The 22,538-nt window shown below is 59.4% G+C and carries 18 protein-coding genes and 1 pseudogene; 10 read left to right on the top strand and 9 right to left on the bottom strand.

What is annotated here, in order from left to right; all coding sequences use genetic code 11:
- Nucleotides 1-234: 234 nt before the first annotated feature.
- The gene (locus CKW19_RS26300; RefSeq protein WP_095061187.1) at nt 235-534 is read left to right on the top strand and encodes a PilZ domain-containing protein; all 300 of its coding nucleotides are present in this window, start codon (nt 235-237) and stop codon (nt 532-534) included.
- Nucleotides 535-595: 61 nt separating this feature from the next.
- Here CKW19_RS26300 and CKW19_RS26295 read toward each other — a convergent pair whose 3' ends face one another.
- On the bottom strand, nt 596-1,285 hold the full coding sequence (locus tag CKW19_RS26295; protein WP_095061185.1) for a VacJ family lipoprotein: 690 nt from the start codon (nt 1,283-1,285) through the stop codon (nt 596-598).
- A 199-nt stretch (nt 1,286-1,484) separates the two neighbouring features.
- Here CKW19_RS26295 and CKW19_RS26290 point away from each other — a divergent pair, with 199 nt between their 5' ends.
- On the top strand, nt 1,485-2,105 hold the full coding sequence (locus CKW19_RS26290) for a phosphatase (RefSeq protein ID WP_095061183.1): 621 nt from the start codon (nt 1,485-1,487) through the stop codon (nt 2,103-2,105).
- A gap of 109 nt (nt 2,106-2,214) precedes the next feature.
- The gene (locus CKW19_RS26285; RefSeq protein ID WP_008053327.1) at nt 2,215-2,478 is read left to right on the top strand and encodes a DUF4404 family protein; all 264 of its coding nucleotides are present in this window, start codon (nt 2,215-2,217) and stop codon (nt 2,476-2,478) included.
- A 109-nt stretch (nt 2,479-2,587) separates the two neighbouring features.
- Here CKW19_RS26285 and queF read toward each other — a convergent pair whose 3' ends face one another.
- Together queF and CKW19_RS26275 are read right to left on the bottom strand one after the other, a co-directional pair.
- Nucleotides 2,588-3,418, bottom strand: coding sequence for an NADPH-dependent 7-cyano-7-deazaguanine reductase QueF (gene queF, locus CKW19_RS26280; protein ID WP_095061181.1), 831 nt, complete (start codon nt 3,416-3,418; stop codon nt 2,588-2,590).
- A 61-nt stretch (nt 3,419-3,479) separates the two neighbouring features.
- Nucleotides 3,480-4,016 (bottom strand): plastocyanin/azurin family copper-binding protein, encoded by a 537-nt coding sequence (locus tag CKW19_RS26275; protein ID WP_095061179.1) that lies wholly within the window; start codon nt 4,014-4,016, stop codon nt 3,480-3,482.
- Between the two features lie 155 nt (nt 4,017-4,171).
- On the opposite strand from CKW19_RS26275, the gene CKW19_RS26270 reads away from it, so the two are divergent.
- Together CKW19_RS26270 and CKW19_RS26265 are read left to right on the top strand one after the other, a co-directional pair.
- A complete protein-coding gene (locus CKW19_RS26270; RefSeq protein ID WP_095061177.1) occupies nt 4,172-4,852 on the top strand; it encodes a heavy metal response regulator transcription factor in 681 nt (226 codons plus the stop codon).
- A pseudogene (locus CKW19_RS26265) lies at nt 4,852-6,202 on the top strand (heavy metal sensor histidine kinase). Before CKW19_RS26270 ends, CKW19_RS26265 begins: the two are co-directional and overlap by 1 nt.
- Nucleotides 6,203-6,295: 93 nt before the next feature.
- Here the strand turns inward: CKW19_RS26265 and CKW19_RS26260 are convergent.
- The 3 genes from CKW19_RS26260 to CKW19_RS26250 form a co-directional block, all read right to left on the bottom strand.
- Nucleotides 6,296-7,540, bottom strand: a complete 1,245-nt coding sequence (locus CKW19_RS26260; RefSeq protein ID WP_095061175.1) for a lipoprotein-releasing ABC transporter permease subunit — start codon at nt 7,538-7,540, stop codon at nt 6,296-6,298.
- Between the two features lie 66 nt (nt 7,541-7,606).
- Nucleotides 7,607-8,290 carry a lipoprotein-releasing ABC transporter ATP-binding protein LolD gene (lolD, locus tag CKW19_RS26255; RefSeq protein WP_177408854.1) on the bottom strand — a complete coding sequence of 228 codons (684 nt, stop codon included), beginning with the start codon at nt 8,288-8,290 and terminating at the stop codon, nt 7,607-7,609.
- A gap of 7 nt (nt 8,291-8,297) precedes the next feature.
- On the bottom strand, nt 8,298-9,548 hold the full coding sequence (locus CKW19_RS26250) for a lipoprotein-releasing ABC transporter permease subunit (RefSeq protein WP_095061171.1): 1,251 nt from the start codon (nt 9,546-9,548) through the stop codon (nt 8,298-8,300).
- A gap of 94 nt (nt 9,549-9,642) precedes the next feature.
- Here CKW19_RS26250 and CKW19_RS26245 point away from each other — a divergent pair, with 94 nt between their 5' ends.
- Together CKW19_RS26245 and CKW19_RS26240 are read left to right on the top strand one after the other, a co-directional pair.
- Nucleotides 9,643-10,224, top strand: coding sequence for a PilZ domain-containing protein (locus CKW19_RS26245; protein ID WP_095061169.1), 582 nt, complete (start codon nt 9,643-9,645; stop codon nt 10,222-10,224).
- Nucleotides 10,225-10,238: 14 nt separating this feature from the next.
- A complete protein-coding gene (locus CKW19_RS26240; protein ID WP_095061167.1) occupies nt 10,239-10,961 on the top strand; it encodes a glycerophosphodiester phosphodiesterase in 723 nt (240 codons plus the stop codon).
- Nucleotides 10,962-11,003: 42 nt separating this feature from the next.
- On the opposite strand, the gene sthA is transcribed toward CKW19_RS26240, so the two are convergent.
- The 3 genes from sthA to CKW19_RS26225 form a co-directional block, all read right to left on the bottom strand.
- Complete coding sequence (gene sthA, locus CKW19_RS26235; RefSeq protein WP_095061165.1) at nt 11,004-12,398, bottom strand: Si-specific NAD(P)(+) transhydrogenase; 1,395 nt, start codon at nt 12,396-12,398, stop codon at nt 11,004-11,006.
- Nucleotides 12,399-12,605: 207 nt separating this feature from the next.
- Nucleotides 12,606-13,550, bottom strand: a complete 945-nt coding sequence (locus CKW19_RS26230; protein ID WP_256580387.1) for an FAD:protein FMN transferase — start codon at nt 13,548-13,550, stop codon at nt 12,606-12,608.
- A gap of 262 nt (nt 13,551-13,812) precedes the next feature.
- Nucleotides 13,813-15,276 (bottom strand): glyceraldehyde-3-phosphate dehydrogenase, encoded by a 1,464-nt coding sequence (locus CKW19_RS26225; protein WP_095061161.1) that lies wholly within the window; start codon nt 15,274-15,276, stop codon nt 13,813-13,815.
- A gap of 363 nt (nt 15,277-15,639) precedes the next feature.
- Here CKW19_RS26225 and mfd point away from each other — a divergent pair, with 363 nt between their 5' ends.
- The 3 genes from mfd to CKW19_RS26210 are packed head-to-tail and all read left to right on the top strand — an operon-like array spanning nt 15,640 to nt 22,371.
- Nucleotides 15,640-19,089, top strand: coding sequence for a transcription-repair coupling factor (gene mfd, locus CKW19_RS26220; protein ID WP_095061159.1), 3,450 nt, complete (start codon nt 15,640-15,642; stop codon nt 19,087-19,089).
- Nucleotides 19,090-19,099: 10 nt separating this feature from the next.
- Nucleotides 19,100-19,666 (top strand): CsiV family protein, encoded by a 567-nt coding sequence (locus CKW19_RS26215; RefSeq protein WP_095061157.1) that lies wholly within the window; start codon nt 19,100-19,102, stop codon nt 19,664-19,666.
- A gap of 11 nt (nt 19,667-19,677) precedes the next feature.
- A complete protein-coding gene (locus tag CKW19_RS26210) occupies nt 19,678-22,371 on the top strand; it encodes a DEAD/DEAH box helicase (protein ID WP_095061155.1) in 2,694 nt (897 codons plus the stop codon).
- Nucleotides 22,372-22,538: the final 167 nt, after the last annotated feature.

Genomic DNA, 22,538 nt, shown 5'->3' with positions numbered 1-22,538 from the left:
GAACGGGTCCCGGCTCACACTACTGGATTCGCTTTCTAGCCTCTCTGTCGCACCACTTTCGAGCATTTGCCCTACACGCATGTACACCAGAGGTGCCCTTCTAAGGCGCAGACGGTACTCCCATCCGCGAGGTGTTTCAAGCTCATGCCGATGGTCGCTTGACGTCTACACTCTGCAAATCACCGGGAGTTATAAGAACAATCAAAACCGTAACCCAATCGAAGGATCAAGCCCATGAGTCAAACCCGTCGGGACTACAGCGAAAAGCGCGATTTCATCCGCATGCGGGTCGATGCCGATGTGTCGCTGATTCATCAAGGCGATCAGGTGCCCGCCATCTGCATCGACCTTTCCAGCAGCGGTATGCAGGTCCAGGCGCCGCGATTATTCAAGGTTGGCGACCGACTCCAAGTACGGCTCGATTCCGACCATACGGCGTTGAAAGGCCTTGAGGCCGACACCGAGGTGGTTTGGGTGAGAGAACAGGACGATGGCAAGCAGAAACTCGGCCTTACAATCCTCAAGATGCATTAACCCGGCGCCAGACGAAAAAAAGCGACCCGAAGGCCGCTTTTTCTGTTTTATCGGTCAGGATTTAAAAATCGTCTTCTACCTGGCCATCTTTCACCTTGAATTCGCGGTTTTGCAGGTACGCGTTCCGGATGAAGGTGTACTTGTCGCCACTGATCAGTTTTTCGCTCGACAGCAGGCTGGCACGGGTGTCGACGATGTTCAGACCGAACACCGAATTACGCACTGGCACATCATCGATGTAGTGGTACGCACCGGTGTAGCCATCGACGTATTTCGAGGGTGCATCACGCAAGGTGCTTGGACCAAGGAGCGGCAGCATCACGTACGGGCCACTGCCAACGCCCCAGTAACCGAGCGTCTGGCCGAAATCTTCGTCATTGCGATTAAGGCCCATTTGCGTGCCGACATCAAAGAAGCCCAGCAGACCGAAAGTGGTGTTGAAAATCAGGCGTGCTGTGTCGACGCCCGCGGCAGCCGGTTTGGCCTGCAGAATATCGTTGGCAAGGTTGGTGACATCACCGACGTTGCGGAACATGTTGTGAATGCCGTCTTCAAGAAATTGCGGCGTCACAAACTGATAGCCCTGGGCCAAAGGCTTCAGGGCATAGGTGTCGAGGACATCGTTGAATTTGAAAATCGGGCGATTGACGCTTTCCCAAGGATCATCTTCCGTAGCTGCCTGGGCAACGAACGGAACCAGCAACAGGCTGGCACACACACAAATCTGGGCTAGATGATTGCTCCAGCGCATAGAAAAAAACTCCTTGGACGGTACCGGCTCGAGCGCTTGGCCCGGGCAATAAGATGGCGAGTATAAGGCGTAAATAGTCCTTTAGACACATTACGATATGTGCATGGTAAGGATTCAGCCTGACTGTGAGCGTTTCACAGCAATGTCACTCAACTGTCACTGTTGACCTTTAGCCTCAGGCTATTTCAGGGACGTTCACATGTCGCACGCCGAAACATTGCCCCAAACCGCTCTGAATCTGACCGCCGTGTTGTTCGGCCTCAGTGGCTGTCTGGTGGACTTCGGCGCGCGCACGCACCGGCACGACAGCCCTCTGGCCGAACCTGCCGAGACCACGCCCGGAGCACTGGACGCCCTGCAGAGTTTGCAGCGGCAGAAAATCCCTTGCGCCTGGCTTGATGAACTGCCTCCGGCGCTCTGCCATTCCATGGCCACTGCCCTGCCAGAATGGATCAAAGATGCGCAACATCCCGCAACAATCAACCCTTGGCCCGCGCCCGACGCGTGCTGGCAGGCATTGATGAATTTAGGCATTGAGCGATTGGACGGCTGTGTACTGGTCAGTGGCGAACCGCGACTGCTGCAATCGGGCCTCAATGCCGGGTTGTGGACCATCGGCCTGGCGTCCTGCGGCTCGTTGTGCGGACTGGCACCTGAGGCCTGGCAGGCGTTGGCCCCACAGGAGCGCGATATCAAACGAGGCAAGGCGACGATGCAGCTGTTTGGCCTGGGCGTGCATTCGGTGATCGACCACCTCGGAGAGCTCGACACCTGTCTGGCTGACATCCAGTTGCGTCGCTTCAAAGGCGAAAAGCCCTGATCGAGATCATGCAGGTTAGGCAGGAGTGGATTAATCTAAAGGTCAGCCATAGACCTTTGGCGAACCGCTGCGGTCTATGCCAGTGCCAATCGAGAGAAGGAAGAACGCCATGCCTGCCCGCGAACTGCAAGAACAGCTCAATGCCCTGCGCGAGCAATTGGAACAGAATCCTCCACTGTCCGAAGCTGAACGCGCCGAACTGCACGAACTGATGCAACAGATCGAGTTGAAGCTTGAGCTCGAAACCAAAACCCAGGATTCCAGCCTCGCCGATGGCGTCAACCTGGCCGTCGAACGCTTCGAGCTCGAACACCCGACCCTGGCCGGGACACTGCGCAACATCGGGCAGGCCTTGGCCAACATGGGGATCTGAGCCCGCAAAAGCCTTTGTAGGAGCAAGCTTGCTCGCGATGGTGTGTCAGTCGACGCCAAGGTAGCTGACACTCAATCGCGAGCAAGCTCGCTCCTACAAAAATGGATCTTTATTGACGGACCAGACGATGGTTCGGCAGTTGCACCTCTTCAGTGCTGCGATACGGATTGATATCCAGCCCGCCACGACGCACATAGCGCGCATACACCGTCAACTTCTCCGGTTTCAACAACCGCTGAAGGTCCAGGAAGATCCGCTCAACACACTGCTCATGGAAGTCCGAGTGCTGGCGGAAGCTGACGATGTACTCCAGCAAACTCGCATGATCCAGCGCCGCACCACGGTACTCCACCGCCACGCTGCCCCAGTCCGGCTGACTGGTGACCGGGCAATTGGATTTGAGCAAATGGCTGTGCACGCTCTCCTCGACAATGCGCGAGTCGTCGCAACGCAACAGCTCCGGACGCGGGTGCTCGTAGTTGCTGACTCTGATATCCAGATCATCGATGCACACGCCAGGCAATGCCACGACGCCTTCGGCCTCGACATCCTTCAAACTGCGAATGCGCACGCCGACCGGCTTGCCGGCAGCGGCCGACAGGTCTTTGGCCAGCGTCGCCTCAAGGCTCGCCGTATCGTCGAACGGCGTCTGGTTCAGCGAGTTGAGGTACAGCTTGAACGACTTCGATTCGATGATGTTCGGCGAATCCGCCGGGATGGTGAATTCACCGATCGCTACCACGGGCTTGCCCGACGGCAACAGCCACGACAACTCGAAGCAGTTCCAGAAATCCACACCCTTGTACGGCAGGGTTTCAGCCGTCAGGCCCAGTTCTGCCCACTTCGCGGTGCGCGGAATCGGGAACAGCAGGGACGGCGTATAAGTGGCGATGTATTCGCTGGATTTGCCCAGCGGCGAGTGTTCGGCTGCGGGATGCATGGCGGAAACCTGACTGAAGAATCAGCGGATTCTATCAGCCTTTGCTCCCGCCTTTGAGTGCTTACTGACTGACAGTCAGTTTGCCGACCATGCCGGCCTGGTAATGACCGGGGAAGTTGCAGGCAAATTCCAGGTTGGTGGCCTTGCTGAAGGTCCAGGTCAACTCGGCCGTCTTGCCCGGCGGCACCAGCACGCTGTTCGGATCGTCATGCTTCATGCCGTGCCCCATCGAACCGTGATCCATACCGGCCATGTTGCCGTGGTCCATTTCCTTGACGGCAGTAGGCGTGAGCATGCCACTTTGCTGCATCTGCAACATTTCCTGCTGATGCCGGGCATGCATCGCCGCATCGCCCAGGTTGAATTCGTGCAGCAACTGGCCTTTATTCACCAGTACAAAGCGCACGGTTTCCCCAGCCTTGACGTCGATCGTCTTCGGGTTAAAAGACATGTCGCCCAAGACCACTTCCACGCTGCGGGTCGCCTTGGCTGCCGATGCAGGTTGACCGAATTCGTAGGTATGCGCCGGACTCGCCCACGCCGTCGAACTCAGCGCCAGCAAACAAGCGACTTGTACCAGGGATTTGCGTAAAAACATGGTCATGCTCCAACAAGATAGGGCTCAGTGTGTGAAAAACTCTAAACTGCTGCCACTGCCCGCAACCTGACAGCCAGATTACAACTTTGTCAGGTTGGCCTGTATGAACGCCGTCCACGGTATAAAGCGTTCGTTCCACTTGCCATGAGTCGCCCATGAAACTGCTGATCGTCGAAGACCAACCGAAAACCGGCCATTACCTGCGCCAGGGCCTGGCCGAGGCCGGGTTCAACACGGAACTGGTGGCTGATGGCAACACCGGCCAGCAATTGGCCCTCAGCGGTGAATATGCCCTGCTGATTCTCGATGTGATGCTGCCAGGTCGTGATGGCTGGCAGATTCTGCAAGCGGTGCGCAGTGCGGGCCTGGATACACCGGTACTTTTTCTGACAGCCCGAGACGCCGTGGAGGACAGGGTTCACGGCCTCGAACTGGGCGCCGACGACTATCTGGTCAAACCCTTCGCTTTTTCTGAACTGTTGGCCCGGGTTCGCAGCCTGTTGCGCCGTGGCAGCACGACCCCCCAGGAAACCAGTTTGCAACTGGCCGACTTGCGTCTGGACCTGATCCGTCGCCGGGTCGAACGCGGCGGCCAGCGCATCGACCTCACCGCCAAGGAATTCGCCCTGCTGGAAATGCTCCTGCGGCGCCAGGGTGAAGTCCTGCCGAAATCGCTGATTGCCTCCCAGGTCTGGGACATGAATTTCGACAGCGACACCAATGTCATCGAAGTCGCGATCCGGCGCCTGCGCCTGAAGATCGACGACGAATTCCCCAACAAACTGATCCACACCGTGCGCGGCATGGGTTACGTCCTCGAAGAGCGCTCAGCCTGATGCGCAGAATGTCCTTGGGCTGCCGCCTGGCGCTGCTGTTTGCGGCGTGCACCGCCGTGGTGTCGTTGTTTGCCGGGGTGCTGTTCAGCCGCGCCAGCGAGGCGCACTTCGTCGAGCTTGATCAGCAATTACTGGACGGCAAGTTGATTGGCTTGCGGCGTGCCCTGCAGGACCTTCAATCAAACGACAGTGAAATCAAACTGGCCGAAGAACTGAGCCGGCAAGCCGATCTGTCGCTGCGCATCACCGGCAGCGATGGCCGACGCTGGTATGACAGCTCAACGAGCTGTGCCAGACAAACTCCCGCAACAGTCGGGACTCTCGACGATCAATAACAACGGCACCGATTACCGTGTGCTGAATGCGCCTTTGTTTCCCGACAAGCCGGACTCGCCACAACTGACCCTGCTGCTGGACATCACCCATCACCAGCACTTTTTGCAGCGCATGCAGCACCTGATCTGGCTGACGGTGGGTTTGTCGGCCCTGGCGACCGCCCTGCTGGGTGCCTGGGCCGCACGTAGCGGTTTGCGGCCGTTACGGCGCATGAGCGCGGTCGCCAGAGGCGTGTCGGCGCAATCGCTCAACGCCCGCTTGCCGGAAGAACACATGCCGCCGGAACTCGCGGAAATGGCCCACCACTTCAACGCCATGCTCGGACGCCTCGACGACTCTTTTCAGCGCCTGTCCGCCTTCTCTGCCGACATCGCCCATGAACTGCGCACGCCTCTGTCGAACCTGCTGATGCACACCCAGGTCACCCTCACCCGCCCTCGCCCCCTCGAGGATTACCGCGAAGCGTTGCACAGCAACCTCGAAGAACTGCAATGGATGGCGCAACTGGTCAACGACATGTTGTACCTGGCGAAGTCTGATCACGGGCTGTTGGTGCCCAAGCGTAAAACGCTGGATCTGGCAGTGGAAACGGACCTGCTGCTGGAGTTTTTTGCGCCGCTGGCTGAAGACGCGCAGGTGAAACTGAGCCGTGAAGGTGACGCGCGTATAGAGGGCGACCGCAGCATGTTGCGGCGCGCACTGTCGAACCTGCTGGACAATGCTTTGCGCTTTACGCCGATCGCTGGCGAGGTTCGGGTGCGAATCATCGAACAGCCAAACGCGTTGCGCCTGACCGTTGAAAATACCGGCGAACCGATTTCCGAAGATTTATTGCCACGCCTGTTTGACCGGTTTTACCGGGCTGACCCGGCTCGCCGGGAAGGCAGTAGCGAACATGCAGGGCTGGGGTTGGCGATCACCCAGTCGATCATCCGCGCCCATGGCGGGCAAATTCATTGCGAATCGGACAATGGATGGACCAGGTTTGTGATCGAGTTACCCAAGAAGGATTGAGGCCTGCCGTTCCGGCCTCATCGCTAGCAGGCTAGCTAGTCGTTCCCAAATCCCCTGTGGGAGCTAGCCTGCTAGCGATTGCGTTCAAGAGGTTTACGAATATCTCAACGCGTGAGCCGGCTCAATCTTCGCCGCCCGCCAAGCCGGGTAAATAGTGGCCAGGAAACTCAACACAAACCCCGCCGAGCAAATCAACGCAACATCCGCACCCTGCAACTCCGACGGTAGGTTACTGACGAAGTACACGTCGGAACTGAAGATGTGCTGCCCGCTGACCCGCTCGATCCAGCCGACGATCTGACTGACATTCAGCGCGGCAATCACGCCCAATACACCACCAATCAAAGTGCCGACGATGCCGATCACAGTGCCCTGCACCATGAAGATCGCCATGATCTGCCGCGGTGTGGCGCCGATGGTGCGCAGGATCGCGATGTCCGCGCCCTTGTCGTTCACCACCATGATCAGGGTCGCGATGATATTGAACGCCGCCACGGCGACGATCATCAGCAACAGCAGGCCGATCATGGTTTTTTCCATCTTCATCGCACTGAACAGACTGCCCTGGGTGTGGGTCCAGTCGTCAGCCTTGTACGCAGCGCCCAGGCCGGTGGCGATGTCGCTCGACACTTGCGGAGCCGCGTACAAATCCTTCACCGCCAGGCGCACGCTCTGCACCTGATTCGGCTCCCAATGCTGCATCTGCGCGGCGTCGGCGACGTGGATCAGCGCCATCGAACCGTCCAGCTCGGCGCCAACCTTGAACACACCGACCACGTTCAAGCGCTGCATGCGCGGGGTAATCCCGCCCGGTGCGGTGCTGATTTCCGGAACGATCAGGGTGATCTTGTCGCCGACATTCAAGCGAAAGCGCCGCGCCGTGATCTCACCGACCACCACGCCGAATTCACCCGGCTTCAGGGCTTCGAGGCTCCCCTGAACAATGTGCTTGGCGACGATCGACACCTGGCCTTCCAGCGCCGGATCGACACCGCTGACCTGAATCGGCTGCATCGTGCCCTTGTAGGACAGCATGCCTTCCATCTCGGTGAACGGCACCGCCGCCGTCACTTCCGGGTTTTTCATCGCAGCCGCTGCTACGGGCTTCCAGTCGTCAATCGGATTGACGCCGACGATGGTGGCGTGCGGCACCATGCCGAGAATGCGCGAACTCATTTCGCGCTGGAATCCGTTCATCACCGACAGCACCACGATCATCGCCAGCACGCCCAGGGCGAGGCCGATCATCGAGGTCATCGAGATGAAGGAAACAAAGCGATTGCGGCGCTTGGCGCGGGTATAGCGCGTGCCGATAAAGATCGATAACGGTCTGAACATTCGCTGGGGCACCGTATAAAAATAAAAGACCCGACGTGCTTTTCAGCTTCGTCGGGTTTCAACCCATCAGATAGGCGTGAGGCAACCGTCCTGCAAATGCAGGACGTGGTCCATCTGGCGGGCCAGGTTCATGTCGTGGGTCACCACCAGGAACGCCGTGCGCATCGAGGTGCTGAGTTCCAGCATCAAGTCCTGGATCCCTTGGGCGGTGTGGGAGTCGAGGTTGCCGGTGGGCTCATCGAGCATCACCAGGCCCGGGTTGTTCACCAGCGCACGGGCAATGGCCACGCGCTGACGTTCACCACCGGACAGCTCGGCCGGTTTGTGCTCCAGGCGATGGCCCAGCCCTACCCGTTCCAGCAATGCGGTCGCACGCTGACGCGCTTCCGGGATTGCGGTCTTGCCGATCAACAGCGGCATGCAGACGTTTTCCAGCGCGGTGAACTCGGGGAGCAGATGGTGAAACTGGTACACGAAGCCAAGTGCACGGTTACGCAGAAGACCGCGCTTTTTCTCGCTCAGTGCCGACAGCTCTTCACCGTCGAGCCAGACGCTGCCCGTGGTCGGCGTATCGAGGCCGCCCAACAGGTTGAGCAAGGTACTTTTGCCAGAACCGGACTTGCCGACAATCGCCACCCGCTCACCCGGATGCAGCTCCAACTGCAGGCCGGCCAACACTTCCACCGATTCAGGGCCTTCCTCGTAGGATTTGCCCAGGCTGCGGCAGCTCAAGATTGCTTTATCACTCATGCCCGACTCACTCATAACGTAGCGCCTCCGCAGGCTGGGTGCGCGCAGCACGCCAGGCTGGATACAGGGTGGCGAGGAAACTCAGGACCAACGCCGCACAGCAGACCATCACCACATCCTGGCTCTGCACCTGCGACGGCAGGTAATCGATAAAGTACACGTCGGCGTTGAGGAATTTGTGCCCGATCAGGCCTTCCAGCGCTGCGATCGCGGCGCTGACGTTCAACGCGGCGAAGATCCCGACCACGGCACCGATCGCCGTGCCGACCACGCCAATGACCGTCCCCTGCACCATGAACGTGCGCATGATCGTGCCCGGCGTCGCGCCCAGTGTGCGCAGGATCGCGATGTCGCCCTTCTTGTCGTTCACCACCATCACCAGCGTGGAGATGATGTTGAACGCTGCGACGGCAACAATCAGCAGCAGCAACAGGCCGATCATGGCTTTTTCCATGCGGATGGCCTGGTACAGGTTGCCGTGGGTGCGGGTCCAGTCACGAGCGTAGTAGCGGTCTTCGCCGAGGTCGCGGGCGATGGTCCACGCGGTGCGTGGCGCCTGGAACAGGTCGTCGAACTTCAGGCGCAGGCCCTGGACCTGATCCGGCTTCCAGCGATGCAAACGCGCCAGATCCTGCAGGTTGGTAATGCCCAGGTAGCCATCCAGCTCGCCAGCGCCGACGTGGAAGATGCCGACCACAGTAAAGCGCTTCATGCGCGGGAACATCCCGGCCGGGGTCACGGTGACTTCCGGCGCCACGAAAGTCAGCTTGTCGCCAACCGCCGCACCGAGTTTCGCCGCGGCCTTGTCGCCGATGACGATGCCGAATTCACCCGGCACCAGGTCGTCGAGTTTGCCCTGCGTCATGAAGTTATCAATGATCGACACCTGGCGTTCGAGCGCCGGGTCGATGGCATTGAGCAGGACTTTCGAGACTTTGCCGTTGTTGGTCAGCAAACCCTGCATTTGCGTAAACGGCGCAACGGCCGTCACCTGCGGGTTTTGCTTGACCTTCGTGGCCAGGCGTTGCCAATCGCTGATGGCCTCGCTTGACTCGATGGTCGCGTGGGGCACCATGCCCAGCACGCGGGTACGCATCTCATGATCGAAGCCGTTCATCACCGACAGCACGACAATCATCACGACCACGCCAAGGGCGAGCCCGATCATCGAAGTCAGGGAAATGAATGACACAAAATGATTGCGACGCTTTGCACGGGTGTAACGCGTGCCGATAAATACGAAGAGAGGTCTGAACATGTCGGGGCTTGTTCGGAGGGAAAAGGAACGTCCTTGTGGCGGGGGTCGATAACCAGCTTTACACTCAGACCACCGCCGCTACCATGGGTTCGCCATGTCGACATTAGATGAAGAAGATCGCCGCGAATACTACCGTATCGAGGACACGATCGCACTGGAAATTCGGCCCCTGTCCGCTACCGAAGCCACAGGCCAGGAAGTGTTGCAGGATGCTTCCCCGCTCTTCAACTTGCTCAGCGAACTGCACCTGAGCGAATTCGAGTCGCAGCACCTGTTGCGCCAGATCAGCGAACGCGACCGAAACCTCGCGGCGTTCCTGAAATCCCAGAACAAACGCATCGATTTGTTGAGCCAGGTGGTCGCGATCACCGCGCTCGGGCAGATTGGCCAACCGCAACCGGTGATCATCTCCGAAGGCGGTCTCGACTTTCAGCACCCCACCCCCATTGCCGCCGAATCACGTCTATCGGTCAAGCTGGTGCTGATGCCGCAAGCCCTGGGCCTGTTGCTGCGCGCACGGGTCACCCATTGCGACCGCAAGGGCGATGGTTATGACATCGGCACCGAGTTCGAACACCCAACCGATGCGCAACGGCAGCTGTTGGCCCGCTACATCTTGCAGAAGCAGGCACAGGAACGACGTCTGGCCCGCGAACAAATCGACTCAGGCATTTAATTTAAGGAAGAACCGTGACCCTCATCTACGGCCATCGCGGCGCCAAGGGCGAAGCACCGGAAAACACCCTGACCAGTTTTCAGGAATGCCTGAAGCACGGCGTGCGCCGCTGCGAGCTGGACCTGCACCTGTCCATGGACGGCGAGCTGATGGTCATCCATGACCCGACGCTCAAGCGCACCACCGACCGTCGCGGCAAGGTCGTCGAGCACGCGGCGGCCGATCTTGTGACTTACGATGCGCGCAAAGGGGGACCTGGCTGGATCAAGCCATGCCCGATTCCGACGCTGGAAGAACTGTTCGAGAAATGCGATTTCGATCACTGGCAACTGGAAGTCAAAAGCGCATCAAGGATGCGTGCCGCGACCACCGTGCTGGCGATTCGTGAAATGGCGCAGCGTCATGGCCTGATGGACAAGGTGACCATCACCTCAAGTTCCCGTGAAGTGCTGAAGGCTGCGCTGGAGTTGGTGCCGGACGTATCCCGCGGACTGGTGGCCGAATATGCCTGGCTCGACCCGCTGAAAGTCGCGCAAAGCTATGGCTGTGAAATTCTGGCGCTGAACTGGACCCTGTGCACGCCGGAACGCCTGCAGAAGGCGCAGCGTCAGGGGCTGCATGTGTCGGTGTGGACAGTCAACGAGCCTGCGCTGATGCGCAGGCTCGCCGACTTCGGCGTTGACAGCCTGATTACAGACTTTCCCGGTTTGGCCACTGCCACGCTCGAGAATTGCTGAAATCGGTCTCCCCGGCCGGCTCAGGCCACCGGCCGGAGCCACTCAAAAAAGCCGGTTGAGGCCGTCGTATGCCGCTACCCGGTAGGCTTCGGCCATGGTCGGGTAGTTGAACGTGGTGTTGACGAAGTACTTCAGCGTGTTCAGTTCGCCCGGCTGGTTCATGATCGCCTGACCGATGTGCACGATCTCCGACGCCTGATAACCGAAGCAGTGAACGCCCAGCACTTCCAGGGTTTCACGGTGGAACAGGATCTTCAGCATGCCTTGCGGCTCGCCGGCGATCTGCGCACGCGCCATGCTCTTGAAGAAGGCCTTGCCCACTTCGTATGGCACTTTGGCCTGGGTCAGCTCCTGCTCGTTCTTGCCGATCGAGCTGATCTCCGGAATGGTGTAGATGCCGGTCGGCACGTCATTCACGAAGCGCCAGCTGCCGTTATCGACGATGCTGCCAGCGGCCGAACGACCCTGGTCGTGAGCAGCACTGGCCAGGCTTGGCCAGCCGATTACGTCGCCAGCGCCATAGATGTTCTGGATGCCGGTGCGGTAGTTTTCATCAACTTCGATCTGGCCACGACCATTGACCTTCACGCCGATGTTTTCCAGGCCCAGTTGATCGGTGTTACCGGTACGGCCGTTGCACCAGAGCAAGGCGTCGGCCTTGATCTTCTTGCCGGACTTGAGGTGCAGGATCACGCCGTTGTCTACGCCTTCGACGCGGTCGTAGTCTTCGTTGTGGCGAACGGTGATGTTGTTGTTGCTGAAGTGGTAGCTCAACGCCTGGGAGATTTCCGAGTCGAGGAAGCTCAGCAACTGACCGCGGTTATCCACCAGTTCAACCAGCACGCCCAGACCACTGAAAATCGAAGCGTATTCGCAACCGATCACGCCGGCGCCGTAAACGATGAGTTTGCGCGGGGTGTGGCCTAGGCTGAGGATGGTGTCGCTATCGTAGATACGCGGGTGGTGGAAATCGATGTCCGCCGGGCGATACGGGCGCGAACCGGTGGCGATGATGATGTGCTTGGCGACAAGCTTTTCGACCACGCCGTTGGCGCAGACCACTTCGATGGTTTGCTCGTCGGCGAAGCTGCCGGTGCCGAAGAACACGTCGACGCGGTTACGGGCGTAGTAGCCGGTACGCGAAGCGACTTGTTTGGCGATGACTTTCTCGGCGCTTTTCAACACGTCCGGGAACGAGAACCAACGCGGCTCACCAATGGCCCGGAACATCGGATTGGTGTTGAACTGCATGATCTGCCGCACCGAGTGACGCAGTGCCTTGGACGGGATGGTGCCCAAGTGAGTGCAGTTGCCGCCGACCTGGCGACGGCTATCGACCATCGCCACCTTGCGCCCTGCCTTGGCGGCGTTCATTGCCGCGCCTTCCCCCGCCGGGCCGGAACCCAACACCACCACGTCGTAGTTGTAGACAGCCATGCGTACTCCTCAGAACAGGCCGCGGCACTCTCGGCACCTGCGGCTAAATCACACCAATCTGTGGCGTGAAGGAACAATTTGGGGTCAGTGCAGAACCCGGACACAGTCTATAGAAGCGTCAACGCCGCGCACATTAACCCTTGGTCGCGTCGTAGGCTACTTTTGCCTGCACTACAACGCCAGTTTTCAATGCTCAAATTGCCGAATTCATTCGGTTTTTTCGCCACTGAGGCGCTCGAAAGCGTGACTGCCGCGTGTGACGAAACCTGTATCGGCACGAATCACAAAAAACGCGCCGACATCGTGCTTCTCTGCGTAGTCCCAACCGCGCTCCGGGCCGAGAATCAGCAACAGCGTCGACAAGCCATCGGCCATCAGCGCTGAAGGATGAATCACCGTGACCGACGCCAGAGTGTGTGAGACCGGTGAACCGGTCCGGGCATCGAAGGTGTGGGAAAAACGCCGCCCTCCTTGCTCGAAATAATTGCGGTAGTCACCCGAAGTGGAAACGCCGTAGCCGTCGACCGCAATGATTCGCTCAGCCACCTGGCGGTCATCCCGAGGTTCTTCCAGGGCAATGCGCCACGACGAGCCGTCGGGTTTGCTGCCCGCGGCCTTGAGTTCTCCAGTGACTTCGACGAGGTAGTCGTGGATGCCCTTTTCCTCTAGCCGTGCGGCAATCGTATCAACGGTGTAACCGGCGGCAATGCTGTTGAAGTCGACCTCGACGGCGGCGTCCTTGCACAGCTGATCACCCTGGATGCGCAGGTGGGTGTAGCCGACACGTTGGCGCGCCTCGGTGAGCGCTTCGGCAGACGGCACTTTTTCCTCGCGTGCCTGCGGACCGAAGCCCCAGAGATTGAGCAGCGGCTCGACCGTCAAATCGAAAGAGCCTTCGCTTTGCACAGACAACTGCTCGCCCACGCGAACCAATTCAAGGATTGACGCGGGCATGATCTGACACTGGTTGGCGGGCATGGCGTTGAAGCGCTCGATGTCCGAGTCGCTGCGGTAGGTCGACATTTGCCGGTCGACATCCGCGAGGATTTTCTCCACTGCCTCCCGAACTTCGACCGGAGCGGGAAGATCGGCGTGACGGACGTACTTGATCGAGTACGTGCTGCCCATGGTCGGGCCGCCGAAGCTTTCCATGGCGCCGCTGTTGCCGCAGCCGGACACCCCTCCTATCAGCGCCAGAAATAAAAACTTCCATCCGCTCAAAAACAATCTCACCTTTTCTGATGCCCTGATAAAAGATCGCAGCCTTCGGCAGCTCCTACAGGATTGCATACCTTTGTAGGAGCTGCCGAAGGTTCGGGCCGCGTTCGGACGATCTTTTGATCTTGATCGTTTTAGCATCACACAAACAAAAACGCCCCGACCAAAGTCGGGGCGTTTTTGTTTGTGCTAAGGCTTAGCGCGGGAAAGCTGGCGGGTTTACACCGGCCATGTCTTCCATCACGCGAACCACCTGGCAGCTGTAACCGAACTCGTTGTCGTACCAAACGTACAGTACAACGCGGTTATCCTGGGTGATGGTCGCTTCTGCGTCCACAACGCCTGCGTGGCGCGAGCCAACGAAGTCGGTGGAAACCACTTCCTGGGAGCTCACGTAGTCGATCTGCTTGTGCAGATCCGAGTGCATGGCCATCTGGCGCAGGTACTCGTTGATCTCTTCGCGAGTGGTGGCCTTTTCCAGGTTCAGGTTCAGGATGGCCATCGACACGTTTGGCGTAGGAACGCGAATCGCGTTGCCGGTCAGCTTGCCCTTGAGCACTGGCAGTGCCTTGGCGGCGGCAGTGGCGGCACCGGTCTCGGTGATGACCATGTTCAGCGGCGCGGCGCGGCCACGACGGCTGCCCTTGTGGAAGTTGTCGATCAGGTTCTGGTCGTTGGTGAACGAGTGAACGGTTTCGACGTGGCCGTTGATGATGCCGAACTTGTCGTTGACTGCCTTGAGCACCGGCACAATGGCGTTGGTGGTACAGGAAGCCGCCGAGATGATCTTGTCATCAGGCGTGATGTCGCCATGGTTGATGCCGTGCACGATGTTCTTCAGCGCGCCCTTGCCAGGTGCGGTGAGGATCACGCGGGCAGCGCCCGGGCAGGCCAGGTGCTGGCCCAGGCCGTCGGCGTCACGCCATACACCGGTGTTGTCGACGATCAGCGCGTTTTCGATGCCGTACTGGGTGTAGTCAACTTCGGCCGGGCTCTTGGCGTAGATAACCTGGATCAGGTTGCCGTTGGCGGTGATGGTGTTGTTGGCTTCATCAATGGTGATGGTGCCATCGAACGGACCATGAACCGAGTCACGACGCAACAGGCTGGCGCGCTTGACCAGGTCGTTGTCGGCGCCCTTGCGGACGACGATGGCGCGCAGACGCAGGCCGTCGCCACCACCGGTTTTCTCGATCAGGATGCGCGCCAGCAGACGGCCGATACGACCGAAGCCGTAGAGGACAACGTCGGTGCCTTTGCGGGCGGAAGCGTTCTGCTGGCCAACCACGTCAGCCAGTTCTTCACGGACGAACTGCTCGGCAGTACGGCCATTGCCTTCGGCCTTGAATTTGGCCGCCAGCTTGCCCAGGTCCACCGAAGCGGCGCCGAGCTTGAGTTCGCTCATCGCTTTGATCAGCGGGAATGTTTCGTGGACGGACAGCTCGCTTTCGTCGGACTGACGGTGACGAGCAAAGCGGTGAGCTTTGAGAATCGCAATGACTGAACGATTGATCAGGCTGCGGCCATAGATCGAGCTCACCACGTTGTTATTGCGGTAGAGCTGACCGATAAGCGGAATCATCGCTTCTGCGAGTGCTTCACGGTCGATCCATTCACCAAGACACTGGTCGGGCTTCTGAGTCACGGGAACCTTCCACATGTAGGGGCAGAAAAAAGGGGCTACATTATGCCGCCCTGTGACCCGTGTAGCAATGCGCGCCTGTCGTGCAATCCGTAACAAATCCCCGTTCAAAAAAGTTACGCCGCGCTAAAGCCCAATAAAACCGGGGCTTTCAGCACAGTCAATTTTTTGGAGGCGGCGTCACCGTATCCGTAACCCTCCGTAACACCCGTTCGTTTTACCACTACATATCCGGGTTTTTTCAGTAAAAAACCGGGCTTTTTTGTCTTTACCACTACATTTCGCCAAACCTTCGTAATAGACACAGTCTGCAACTGACAGGCGGCACCCTAGGCCGCTACAATTACCGACTTTGTCGCAACGCTTGGAGCTCAACCTTCCGTGCCCGTTCTGCGTCTACCGCTTCTCCCTGCCGCGGCAGGTAAACAGCACTGGGGCAACCTGCCCGGTGCCGCCCTGAGCCTGGCCATCGCCGAGGCCGCAAGCGCTGCCAAGCGCTTTACCCTGCTGCTGACCGCCGACAGCCAAAGTGCCGAACGGCTGGAACAGGAGCTGGGCTTCTTCGCCCCGGATTTGCCTGTGCTGCATTTCCCCGACTGGGAAACGCTGCCCTACGACCTGTTTTCGCCGCACCAGGACATCATTTCCCAGCGTATCGCCAGTTTGTACAGGCTGCCGGAGCTGGAACATGGCGTGCTGGTCGTACCGATCACCACGGCCCTGCATCGTCTGGCGCCAACCAAATTCCTGCTCGGCAGCAGCCTGGTGCTGGACGTCGGCCAGAAGCTCGACGTCGAGCAAATGCGCACGCGCCTCGAAGCCACCGGCTACCGCTACGTCGACACCGTTTACGAGCATGGCGAATTCACCGTACGCGGCTCGCTGATCGATCTGTTCCCGATGGGCAGCAAACTGCCCTATCGCGTTGACCTGTTCGACGACGAAATCGAAACCCTGCGCACCTTCGATCCGGAAAACCAGCGCTCCATCGACAAGGTCGATTCGATCAAGCTGCTGCCGGCCAGGGAATTTCCACTGCAAAAGGATGCGGTCACCCGCTTCAAGGCGCGGTTCCGTGAGCGCTTTGACGTCGATTTCCGCCGCTGCCCGATCTTTCAGGATCTGAGCAGCGGGATTACCCCTGCCGGGATCGAGTACTACCTGCCGCTGTTTTTCGACGAAACCTCGACACTGTTCGATTACCTGCCCCAGGACACCCAGGTGTTCTCGCTGCCGGGCATCGAGCAGGCGGCGGAAAACTTCTGGAACGATGTGCGCAATCGTTACGAAGAGCGCCGCGTCGACCCGTCCCGTCCTTTATTGCCACCCGCCGAGTTGTTCCTGCCGGTGGAAGACTGCTTTGCGCGCCTGAAGAACTGGCCGCGCGTGGTCGCCAGCCAGCAGGATATCGAAAGCGGCGGCGGTCGCGAACGCTTCCCCGCTCAAGAGTTGCCGAACCTGGCGATCGAAGCCAAAGCCACCCAGCCGCTGGCAGCACTGGCGAACTTCCTCGACGAGTTCCCTGGACGCGTGCTGTTTACCGCCGAGTCCGCGGGCCGACGCGAAGTGTTGCTGGAGCTGCTGGAGCGCCTGAAGCTGCGACCGAAAACCGTCGACAGCTGGCCGGACTTTGTCGCAGGCAAGGAGCGCCTGGCGATCACCATCGCGCCATTGGATGAAGGTTTGTTGCTGGACGATCCAGCCCTGGCGCTGGTTGCCGAAAGCCCGTTGTTCGGCCAGCGCGTGATGCAGCGTCGCCGTCGCGAAAAACGTGCCGACGCCAACAACGATGCCGTCATCAAGAACCTCACCGAGTTGCGCGAAGGCGCACCGGTGGTGCACATCGACCACGGTGTCGGCCGCTACCTCGGCCTCGCGACACTGGAAATCGACAACCAGACGGCTGAATTCCTCGCCCTGGAATACGCAGAAAACGCCAAGCTTTACGTGCCGGTGGCCAACCTGCATCTGATCGCCCGCTACACCGGCAGCGACGACGCCCTGGCCCCGCTGCACCGCCTCGGCTCCGAGACCTGGCAGAAAGCCAAGCGCAAGGCTGCCGAACAAGTGCGCGACGTGGCAGCCGAGCTGCTCGACATCTATGCCCGCCGCGCAGCCCGTGAAGGCTATGCCTTCGCCGACCCCAAAGCCGACTACGCCACCTTCAGCGCGGGCTTCCCGTTCGAAGAAACGCCCGATCAGCAAACCACCATCGACGCCGTGCGCGAAGACATGCTTGCGCCAAAACCGATGGATCGTCTGGTGTGCGGCGACGTAGGTTTCGGCAAGACCGAAGTGGCCATGCGCGCCGCATTTATCGCCGTGCATGGCGGTCGTCAGGTGGCGATTCTGGTGCCCACCACCCTGCTCGCCCAGCAGCACTACAACAGCTTCCGCGACCGCTTCGCCGACTGGCCGGTAACCGTGGAAGTGATGAGCCGCTTCAAGTCGACCAAGGAAGTGAATGCCGCCGTCGCGGACCTCGCCGAAGGCAAGATCGACATCGTCATCGGCACGCACAAGTTGCTGCAGGACGACGTGAAAATCAAAAACCTCGGACTGGTCATCATCGACGAAGAACACCGCTTCGGTGTCCGTCAGAAAGAACAGTTAAAAGCCCTGCGCAGCGAAGTCGACATCCTCACCCTGACCGCCACGCCGATTCCGCGCACGCTGAACATGGCGGTGTCGGGCATGCGCGACCTATCGATTATCGCCACGCCACCGGCCCGACGCCTGTCGGTCCGCACCTTCGTCATGGAGCAGAACAAAAGCACGGTCAAAGAGGCCTTGCTACGTGAGCTGCTGCGTGGTGGTCAGGTCTACTACCTGCACAACGACGTGAAGACCATCGAGAAGTGCGCTGCCGACCTCGCCGAACTGGTGCCGGAAGCACGGATCGGCATCGGTCATGGGCAGATGCGCGAACGCGAACTCGAACAAGTGATGAGCGACTTCTACCACAAGCGCTTCAACGTGCTGATCGCCTCGACCATCATCGAGACCGGCATCGACGTGCCGAGCGCCAACACCATCATCATCGAGCGTGCCGACAAATTCGGTCTGGCGCAGTTGCACCAGTTGCGCGGCCGCGTCGGACGCAGCCACCACCAGGCGTATGCCTACCTGCTGACACCGCCGCGCCAGCAAATCACCCCGGACGCGGAAAAGCGTCTGGAAGCGATCGCCAACACCCAGGACCTTGGGGCGGGCTTCGTGCTTGCCACCAACGACCTGGAAATCCGTGGCGCCGGCGAACTGCTGGGCGACGGTCAGAGCGGGCAGATCCAGGCCGTCGGTTTCACGCTGTACATGGAAATGCTTGAGCGCGCCGTGAAGTCGATCCGCAAGGGCGAACAACCGAACCTCGATCAACCGTTGGGCGGCGGTCCGGAAGTCAACTTGCGCGTGCCGGCACTGATTCCCGAAGACTATCTGCCGGACGTTCACGCCCGCCTGATTCTCTACAAACGCATCGCCTCGGCCACCGATGAGGATGGCCTCAAGGATCTGCAGGTGGAAATGATCGACCGCTTTGGCCTGTTGCCGGAGCCGACCAAGAACCTGATACGCATTACTGCCCTGAAATTGCAGGCCGAGTTGCTGGGCATTAAAAAAGTCGATGGCGGCCCGCAAGGTGGACGCGTCGAGTTCGCGGCGCAGACCCCGGTCGACCCGCTGACGCTGATCAAGCTGATCCAGAGCCAGCCAAAACGCTACAAATTCGAAGGCGCCACGATGTTCAAGTTCATGGTTCCGATGGAGCGCCCGGAAGAGCGCTTTAATACTGTAGAGGCGCTTTTTGAGCGCCTCATCCCGAAAACTGCTTGAAGGACGCCGTATGCGCCTGTTTCGCTCACTGACCCTGTTGATGACGTTGGTCGCACCATCGGTATTTGCCGATGATCTGTATCAGGTAGAAATGATTCTGGTGCGGCAGAACGCCGTGCCGGCGATTGTCGTTCGCGCAGCGCCGGAAGACTGGGCCGCCGGTGCCCAGCCCGTCAGTCTCAACAGCCTACGCACGCCGAACCTGAATTCTGAGGTGGAAAAGCTCACCGCCAGCAACGAATACAGCGTCCTGCTGCACAAAGCATGGCAGCAAACGCTCGGCGAAACCGCAGTCAAGGTGGCGATCAGTGACGGCAAGGAGCAGTTCGGCCAGTATCCGATCGAAGGCACCCTGAACCTGACGCTCGGGCGCTTCACCGATGTAGACGCAGACTTCTGGGTCAACCAGTTCAACAATGAAGGCCTGGTCACCACCAGCGAACGCCTGAAACAGGAAAGCCACACCAAGAACGGCCAGTTGAACTTCCTCGACAACGGCCACCTCGGCCTGCTGATCAAGATCACGTCATTGACGGCGCCCGCTCCCCGGGAAGCCCCTGCAGTCGTCCCTGACTGATTGAACTCCCCATGTCCGCGACCCTGAGCAAACCCCTGGCACCTTCCTGGGTCAGTCGATTCAAGGAACAGAGCCTGGAGCGTGGCCGCCGCTACGCACTGGAAAACCGCGTCAGGATCGTCGAGGCTGGCGACGCTACGATCATCGCCGCATGCGAAGGCTCTGGCGGTAACGTTTACCGTCAGACCATTCGCCTGCGCGAGTCGGCCAAAGGCACCTTGCTGATGATCGATGCGACATGCTCCTGCCCGGTCCACAACAACTGCAAACATTGTGCAGCGGTGCTGCTGCAAGTGCAGGAAACACTCAACTATCCCGCCGCCGCGAAAGACGCCGAGCTGCTGGAAAAGCTTCAGGCGGTGCTGGAAAACCGAAGCCCGAAAGCCCCGCCGCAGGTGTTGGTGGACAACGTGCAGCCGGTGCCGCGCCTGTGGCTGGCCAGTATCGAGTTCAGCGCCTTCGAACCACGCAATGGTCGGATGCAGCGCTATATCCAGCACCGCGCGGCGCTGTCATTCAGTTATCTGGACGAGTACGTTTCCGGCCAGAAAAATACCGACATCCTGATTCGTCAGGAGACACAGACGCTGCGGATAAAACGTCATCCGGAAGTGGAACAGTCCTACCGCGAACAGCTACGAATCCTCGGATTCAAGATCGCCACCCGGCAAAGCAAGGCCTTGCCGGAAAGTGCCGGCGAACTGTTCGAGATGGTGAACGACAGCGCCTGGCTGACTTTCACCCTCAATGAACTGCCGAAGCTTCGCACCCAGGGCTGGGAGTTGCTGATCGACGAAGAATTCGGTTTCGACCTGACCGCCGTAGACGACTGGTACGCCACGGTTGAACAGGTTCCGGAGCGCGACTGGTTCGATCTGGAGCTGGGGATCATCGTCAACGGCGAACGCCTGAGTCTATTGCCGATCCTGCTCAACCTGATGCGTTCCCACACCGAAATCCTCAACCCGGAACGCCTGGCCCGGCGTCGCGACGACGAGTTGATTCTGGTGAACATCCCCAATCGACCAAACTCCGAGTACGGTCCGCTGCAAGTCGCCCTGCCCTTCGGCCGCCTGAAACCGGTGCTGGCGACCCTCGGCGAGTTCTACCTGCAAGAACCCGGCGAAACCACGCTGCGCCTGAGCAAGGCCGATGCCACACGACTCAATCCACTGGAAGGCTTGCCACTGCTTTGGGAAGGCGGCGAACAGATTCGCACCTTTGCCCAACGCCTGCGCGACATCAAGGACCACACCGCCACCGCGCCGGAAGGCCTGAACGCAACACTGCGCCCCTATCAGCTCGAAGGTCTGAGCTGGATGCAATCGCTGCGACAATTGGAAGTGGGCGGGATCCTCGCGGATGACATGGGTTTGGGCAAAACCCTACAAACGCTGGCGCATGTTCTGACCGAGAAAATCGCCGGTCGTCTTGATCGTCCGTGCATGGTTGTCATGCCCACCAGCCTGATTCCGAACTGGCTCGACGAAGCAGCGCATTTCACACCGCAGTTGAAAGTGCTGGCGTTGTACGGTGCCAGCCGTAAAAAGCATTTCGATCAGCTGGCCGATTACGATCTGATTCTCACCACCTACGCGTTGCTGCCCAAGGATGTCGAACGCCTCGCGGCGCAGCCGTTGCACATACTGGTGCTGGATGAAGCGCAATACATCAAGAACCCGAACAGCAAGGCTGCGCAGGCCGCCCGTGAGCTGAACGCCCGCCAGCGCCTGTGCCTGAGTGGCACGCCTTTGGAAAACCACCTGGGCGAGTTGTGGTCGCTGTTTCACTTCCTGTTGCCCGGCTGGCTCGGCGATGTAAAAAGCTTCAACCGCGATTACCGCGTGCCGATTGAAAAGCGCACCAGCGAAGTACGACTTCAGCACCTCAACGGTCGGATCAAACCTTTCCTCCTGCGCCGCACCAAGGAACAGGTCGCCACCGAGCTGCCGCCGAAAACCGAAATCATCCACTGGGTCGAACTCAACGAAGCCCAGCGTGACGTTTACGAAACCATGCGCCTGGCCATGGACAAGAAAGTCCGCGATGAGATCACCCGCAAGGGTGTGGCCCGCAGTCAGATCATCATTCTTGAAGCGCTGTTGAAACTGCGTCAGGTGTGCTGCGATTTGCGCCTGGTCAACGATGCGACACTGCCAACGCGCGGCAGCACATCGGGCAAGCTTGATAGCCTGATGGAAATGCTCGAAGAGCTGTTCGAGGAAGGCCGGCGGATCCTGCTGTTCTCGCAGTTCACGTCGATGCTGTCGCTGATCGAGGATGAGTTGAACAAACGCGGCGTCGCCTATGCGTTATTGACCGGGCAGACCCGCGACCGGCGCACGCCAGTGAAGGAATTCCAGAGCGGCATGCGTCAGATTTTTCTGATCAGCCTGAAGGCCGGCGGTGTCGGTCTTAACCTCACCGAAGCAGACACGGTGATTCATTACGATCCGTGGTGGAACCCGGCAACCGAAAACCAGGCCACTGACCGGGCCTATCGCATCGGCCAGGAGAAACCGGTGTTTGTGTACAAACTGATTGCACGCGGCACGGTGGAAGAGAAGATTCAGCATCTGCAGAAGGAAAAGTCCGACCTCGCGGCGGGCGTGCTGGATGGACGTCAGGCCGGAGACTGGAAACTGCAGAACGATGATATCGAGGCGTTGTTTGCGCCGTTGCCGGACAAGCTGGAAAAGCGCTGAGAATTTCGGCGACGTTTAGTCCGTCATCGCGAGCAAGCTTGCTCCTATGTATGGACTCGCCCCCACTGTCTACCTGCTTTTTAAACACTGCTACCCGGTTGCATCTATGTATAAGGCCTATTCGAGGAAGCCATCTTTGGCTTCTGGCCAACATTGGTTGAGCTCAC

The organism is Pseudomonas sp. Irchel s3f7 (genome assembly GCF_900187615.1).
GTDB lineage: Bacteria > Pseudomonadota > Gammaproteobacteria > Pseudomonadales > Pseudomonadaceae > Aquipseudomonas.
The sequence above is the reverse complement of the archived record's forward strand: the minus strand, read 5'-3'. Positions and strand labels throughout refer to the sequence as shown.

What these genes read in the sequence shown, in the direction of transcription:
- CKW19_RS26300 (WP_095061187.1), top strand. Translation starts at nt 235, where the DNA reads ATGAGTCAAACCCGTCGGGACTACAGCGAAAAGCGCGATTTCATCCGC.
- CKW19_RS26295 (WP_095061185.1), bottom strand. Translation starts at nt 1,285, where the DNA reads ATGCGCTGGAGCAATCATCTAGCCCAGATTTGTGTGTGTGCCAGCCTG.
- CKW19_RS26290 (WP_095061183.1), top strand. Translation starts at nt 1,485, where the DNA reads ATGTCGCACGCCGAAACATTGCCCCAAACCGCTCTGAATCTGACCGCC.
- CKW19_RS26285 (WP_008053327.1), top strand. Translation starts at nt 2,215, where the DNA reads ATGCCTGCCCGCGAACTGCAAGAACAGCTCAATGCCCTGCGCGAGCAA.
- queF (WP_095061181.1), bottom strand. Translation starts at nt 3,418, where the DNA reads ATGCATCCCGCAGCCGAACACTCGCCGCTGGGCAAATCCAGCGAATAC.
- CKW19_RS26275 (WP_095061179.1), bottom strand. Translation starts at nt 4,016, where the DNA reads ATGTTTTTACGCAAATCCCTGGTACAAGTCGCTTGTTTGCTGGCGCTG.
- CKW19_RS26270 (WP_095061177.1), top strand. Translation starts at nt 4,172, where the DNA reads ATGAAACTGCTGATCGTCGAAGACCAACCGAAAACCGGCCATTACCTG.
- CKW19_RS26260 (WP_095061175.1), bottom strand. Translation starts at nt 7,540, where the DNA reads ATGTTCAGACCGTTATCGATCTTTATCGGCACGCGCTATACCCGCGCC.
- lolD (WP_177408854.1), bottom strand. Translation starts at nt 8,290, where the DNA reads ATGAGTGATAAAGCAATCTTGAGCTGCCGCAGCCTGGGCAAATCCTAC.
- CKW19_RS26250 (WP_095061171.1), bottom strand. Translation starts at nt 9,548, where the DNA reads ATGTTCAGACCTCTCTTCGTATTTATCGGCACGCGTTACACCCGTGCA.
- CKW19_RS26245 (WP_095061169.1), top strand. Translation starts at nt 9,643, where the DNA reads ATGTCGACATTAGATGAAGAAGATCGCCGCGAATACTACCGTATCGAG.
- sthA (WP_095061165.1), bottom strand. Translation starts at nt 12,398, where the DNA reads ATGGCTGTCTACAACTACGACGTGGTGGTGTTGGGTTCCGGCCCGGCG.
- CKW19_RS26230 (WP_256580387.1), bottom strand. Translation starts at nt 13,550, where the DNA reads ATGGAAAGCTTCGGCGGCCCGACCATGGGCAGCACGTACTCGATCAAG.
- CKW19_RS26225 (WP_095061161.1), bottom strand. Translation starts at nt 15,276, where the DNA reads ATGTGGAAGGTTCCCGTGACTCAGAAGCCCGACCAGTGTCTTGGTGAA.
- CKW19_RS26215 (WP_095061157.1), top strand. Translation starts at nt 19,100, where the DNA reads ATGCGCCTGTTTCGCTCACTGACCCTGTTGATGACGTTGGTCGCACCA.
- CKW19_RS26210 (WP_095061155.1), top strand. Translation starts at nt 19,678, where the DNA reads ATGTCCGCGACCCTGAGCAAACCCCTGGCACCTTCCTGGGTCAGTCGA.